Here is a 4,590-nt window from a genome sequence, read left to right on the forward strand (position 1 = left end):
ATAAGTTTTTGGTAACTAAAAGAGATATGGCGGCAGGTCCAATCATACAAGAAATTACCATAATAGAACCAACTACATCAAAAGAAATAACAGCTGTCATAGAAACTAAAAACATTATGTTGGATTTTGAAGAGTCAGAATTTAGAGTTTCTATGTTATAAATATATCTTAGAGTTCCTACACTCTTACTATTTTCAAAATTCAATGTCCGATAAGTCTGTTTAAAAGGCAAGTCTTGTAATTTGCTTTTTAGGAGTGAAGCTCAAAAAAAAAAAAAAACCTAATACGAAGGCGTATGAACAGAGTATTGTGGCCTTCTCGTCTTTTCCTGCAAAGTTGTGTGAGTTAAGAGTCTTCACCTTCAAAAATCTATCACAGAATCATTATCGGTCGTGTGCTCGTGACGTTCTTTTTCTAACAATACTATATCTTTTCTGGGTTGGAAGTTGAACAAGTACCTGCTGGTGCTTCTGCATGATTCGAGTTCCCTTGTTCTTCACTTGGTTGCATCGCCATTGGATTGCTCCCCTAATTTCAGCCTTTCCACGGCGAAGTAAACGTAGAGCGCAAAGAGACTTTTTATTTTCCTAGAAAGTCAATTTTGATCGGCTTGAGTTTCGGGGCCTCTTTTAACTTGTAAGCTAAAGGTTTGACCATTTCCAGAATATTGCCTTGAAGCTAGGTTGTTTTTATATCGATTAATCTATTAGTATAGATAACTAATATGGTATTTTGCCGTCGGTTCATTCGTATTGTCTTTTTCACATACCTCATGTCATGTGATTTAATTATGAATTGATAAGGTCGCATAATCAAGTGGCCAATCAATATGAAATACTAAAAACTATGGAAATGACAAGATATTAATTTAAAGATCAACGAATGAACTATCTCGAGAGTTCATCTTAGAATTTTAGTTATTTGATGGACGTGCCAAAATAATTGATGAAGATATGCATATGAAACCGGCCTTGTGTCGTTCTCATCTATGAAATTGTCAAGCGGTGCACTAATGAAAACACAACTACTTGACCAATCAAGGTAACGATAGCCTTTGTGACTCAACACGGATCCAAGAAATACATGTAAAACAAAACGTGATGCTAGCTTAGAAGAAAAAGAATAACAAGCACGCCCAAAAATTGAAAGAATGAGTAATCAAATTGAAACCCAAAGAGAAAGTGGAAATGGGAGACATGAGCGAACGTTTCAATGAAGACACCTTTGTATTCTCACAGAATATTTTGAGATGGCGTGTCTAGACAAGAAAAGCGTTGAGTAATGAATAATACCATTGTCACAAAAGTATGTTCGGAACGAAAAACTGGTATATTCGTCTGTAACATTCCCTTTTGTTGACTTTCCGTCCCATCCTTCTCTCTCTCCTCTTCTCTCTGCCGATTCTCTCTCCTTTCTTACATTTCATTCGTTTCCCTCTTTTCTCTCTCCTCCCCTCTCCCTTCCCCGTTTTCAGCCGGCAGCCCCTACTCCTTTGACCTTTGACTCTCTCTCTCTCTCTCGCTCTCTCTCGCTCTCGCGCGCGCGCGCGCCCCGCGCGGAGGGGGCCCACCGCTCTTCAGGTGCGCTGCTCCTGCCATCCATTTCGCGGCTTCTGCTTCGCGGACCAGCTCTTCAGGTCTCGGCCTTCCCCTGCCGCTCGGCTTCCGTGGATCTGCCTCCCCTGCCTCTGCCTTCGCTCCTGTTTTCTTGCTTCCTCGCACGACAGAGCCTTCGTCTTCCTCAGGAGTATGGTCCATATTGATCCGATCCCCCAAACTAGGAACCGGACCAATGGGACCGATCCTTGATATATAAGATCGGGGACTGGACCAGATAATCACCGGACCGGATCGACTGTCTGATTCCTAGGCAATCCAATAGGATCGGAAAAAATTCGAACAAAAATTAACACGTGCAATTAACCCCACCACCATCTCTCCGACTGCTCTTTCCCCATCCACACAATCCATTTGTGAAAAAGCATTGCCTTGACACTGCTCAATCTCCATGTTCCTTCCAACAGAGCACCATGAACACACATCTTCGAATGATATACAGCTTCGCTCTCTTCTCCTTCAAAGCACCGCCGGTCGACCTGGAAAGTTGCCCTGCTTGTGCAACATAGTGTCGGATGATTCCATCCTTCCACCCTTGGTCTTCGATATCATCGTGACTAAGCTAGGATTGTGAATTGGTTAATGATGGGTTTGATTATGAAGAGTGCGGTAGAGGTATGGAAGTGGGTTCCTCGTCATGCCATCATGGCCTGCAAGGAAACAAGTCCAGCCCATGTATGGGCAAAAATGAGCCCAGACCAAATCCACGATTTTTTTTTTTTTTGGTTGAAGACCAAATCCATGATTGCTCGGTATAAAATCAGAATTAGGGCTCGCTAGGGAGAGGAAATGCTTGCTGTTCAGGTGATTCAGGTGGTCCAATCTAGTGCCGCCCTCCTGAGAACTGGGAACTGGGAACCGGGAACCGGACCGCCCAGCAACCAGTTCCATTTTTAGGAACTGAGGACTAAACCAAAACTCTAAAGAACCGAACCAACTTGACCGGTCCGGTCCGGTCAGGTTGGTCCGGTTCCCAATTCAAAACATGATTGGAAAGCTTACAAAATTAGAAAAAAAAAACTAATCTAATCAAACTTAGGAAAAATCTTATCTAAATTGATCTGCTACCAATGATCTCCTCATCTTCAGAGTCAAAATCTCATGTCGCATGAAAAGCCTTACTTGAAAGAAACAGAATACGTGCATAAGACTGTTGTTTCCGGCAAGGTTCGGCAAAGTTGAGATTTCTTTCAAACTAATGGGTGCGCTTCATTCACATGGCAATATTTTTCTTTTCCCGTCGTGCAAAAGATGAATTGATAGAGCATCTAAGTGGTAGTCTATTTTAGGACTATGAGACAAGAAGTCCTTTCTTTCGTGACAGCAATTCATGTTTGTTTGGACAGAAACCCCATAGGGTTGTAAAAAGTTCTCTCACGCCCAAAATTATCGCTGGTGGATGAATCGACTGAAACCTAACCAGGGGTATCTGCCATTCAAACATGGATTTTTTTTCGAAAAATTCTTACGCATTACTTGCAGGGTTGATCTTCTGTCATGGACTCAATTAAGTATCTCCATATTTGTACAGAATCTAAATAATTTAAAGAATATATGATTCAATTTACTATTGATATGTTCGTAAGTTAAAAGCTAGATCCTTTGGTTTGGTATGCCCAAGACATCCTTGAGATTGAACCATTAATTTCAATTTGAAAGACATAGATTCCTGTGTACGGACTTGGTGGATTTTAAGATGTGAACAACTTATGTATAAGGACCCAACATTTTTTTATATGAAATTTTACACCTTTCTTAGCGCGAATCAGAGCAGCAATCCCATGACTTTGCGGTTCGCTTGTGGCCAAAAGTCTCCCAACCGAGGAAGGAAAAAGATAGAGGTGAAGAGAATGATTTTTCCCCATCTACTGCAATTCCACACCTTTTTCAGTCCAGACAGACACATCGGCAGCATAAAAGTTTTCTGCACAAAAATATCTCAGAGTGGTAATATAAATCTACTTTTTCAATATGGTTACGTGCAAAAAATATAAGTTGATACTCAACAGTGGGTAACTATATTGGTTGAGAGTTTCTCCTTCATTGTCGAGGTTGAGGGTTCGAAATCCGCATTACTAGCGTCTTAAGTGAGAGCTATGATGTTGGGGTTATATACTAATCTCTCTCGAGATATAGAAGCCCGATCCTTTGACGTTAGGACACGGATGGCCTGTGGTAGATTACTCGATTATAAAAAAAAAAGTATAAATTGATTATGTGTTATTATCTAAAACTTGCTACTGTGAAGAAAATTTTACATTGCCTTTTATAGAATAAAAGTCCGTCAAAATAAGATTCATGTTATGGACACTCTTAGTGTAAAAGTCCGTTGAAGTAGGATTTATGTCATGGATACTCTTAGTGTAAAAGTCTTCTTTACACATGCGTTCTCAAAATGGAAAAACAAGGTGATGGATTAAACGTACTTGCTAAGAATGAAAATCATAAGTGGCATTCTATAAAACCTTCTTACATAAAGAAACTTTTACACTACCAATAAACTGAATAAAGTCCATTGATATATGATGTTTGTAAAGCAGAGGATGATGGAAGAAGAGAAAAGAAATGATAAATATACTTGTATTTCTTTTAATAAATTTTTCAAATTTACACTTGCAAAAATAAAAGTAATTTTTATAAAATTTCTGGGGTCATAGAATTTGGAACTGACGTCGTCATGCAGGGAAAAGAGAATGGCTTTTTTAATCTGCGGCAAGAATCTGGCACCATCCACATGTGTTTCTAAATAGAGAAGATCACGATTCACGATAACACAAATTGACTTTGACTTCCAAGTCTTCATCCACCTAAAACTATTTGTCTACTTTACCTTTGAGAAGGTGCAAGAGTGTCATGTACGACGTCTTATGTCGGCCATTTGGCTTGAACTATTGCGCTTTTCGACCTTTATGGGCCATTACTTTTAGCTAGTTACGTCATTCCCACATCACAAATTGAACATGTAAAAGTTCAG

At 39.8% G+C, this 4,590-nt stretch carries 1 protein-coding gene; it reads right to left on the reverse strand.

Annotation, left to right across the window (positions count from 1 at the left end):
- Positions 1-232: metal ABC transporter permease (locus tag OC680_RS02115; RefSeq protein WP_320411970.1), on the reverse strand; the 232-nt coding region annotated here is incomplete at its 3' end.
- Positions 233-4,590: the final 4,358 nt, after the last annotated feature.

This window comes from Candidatus Phytoplasma melaleucae (assembly GCF_030588185.1).
Classification (GTDB): Bacteria; Bacillota_I; Bacilli_A; order Acholeplasmatales; family Acholeplasmataceae; genus Phytoplasma; species Phytoplasma melaleucae.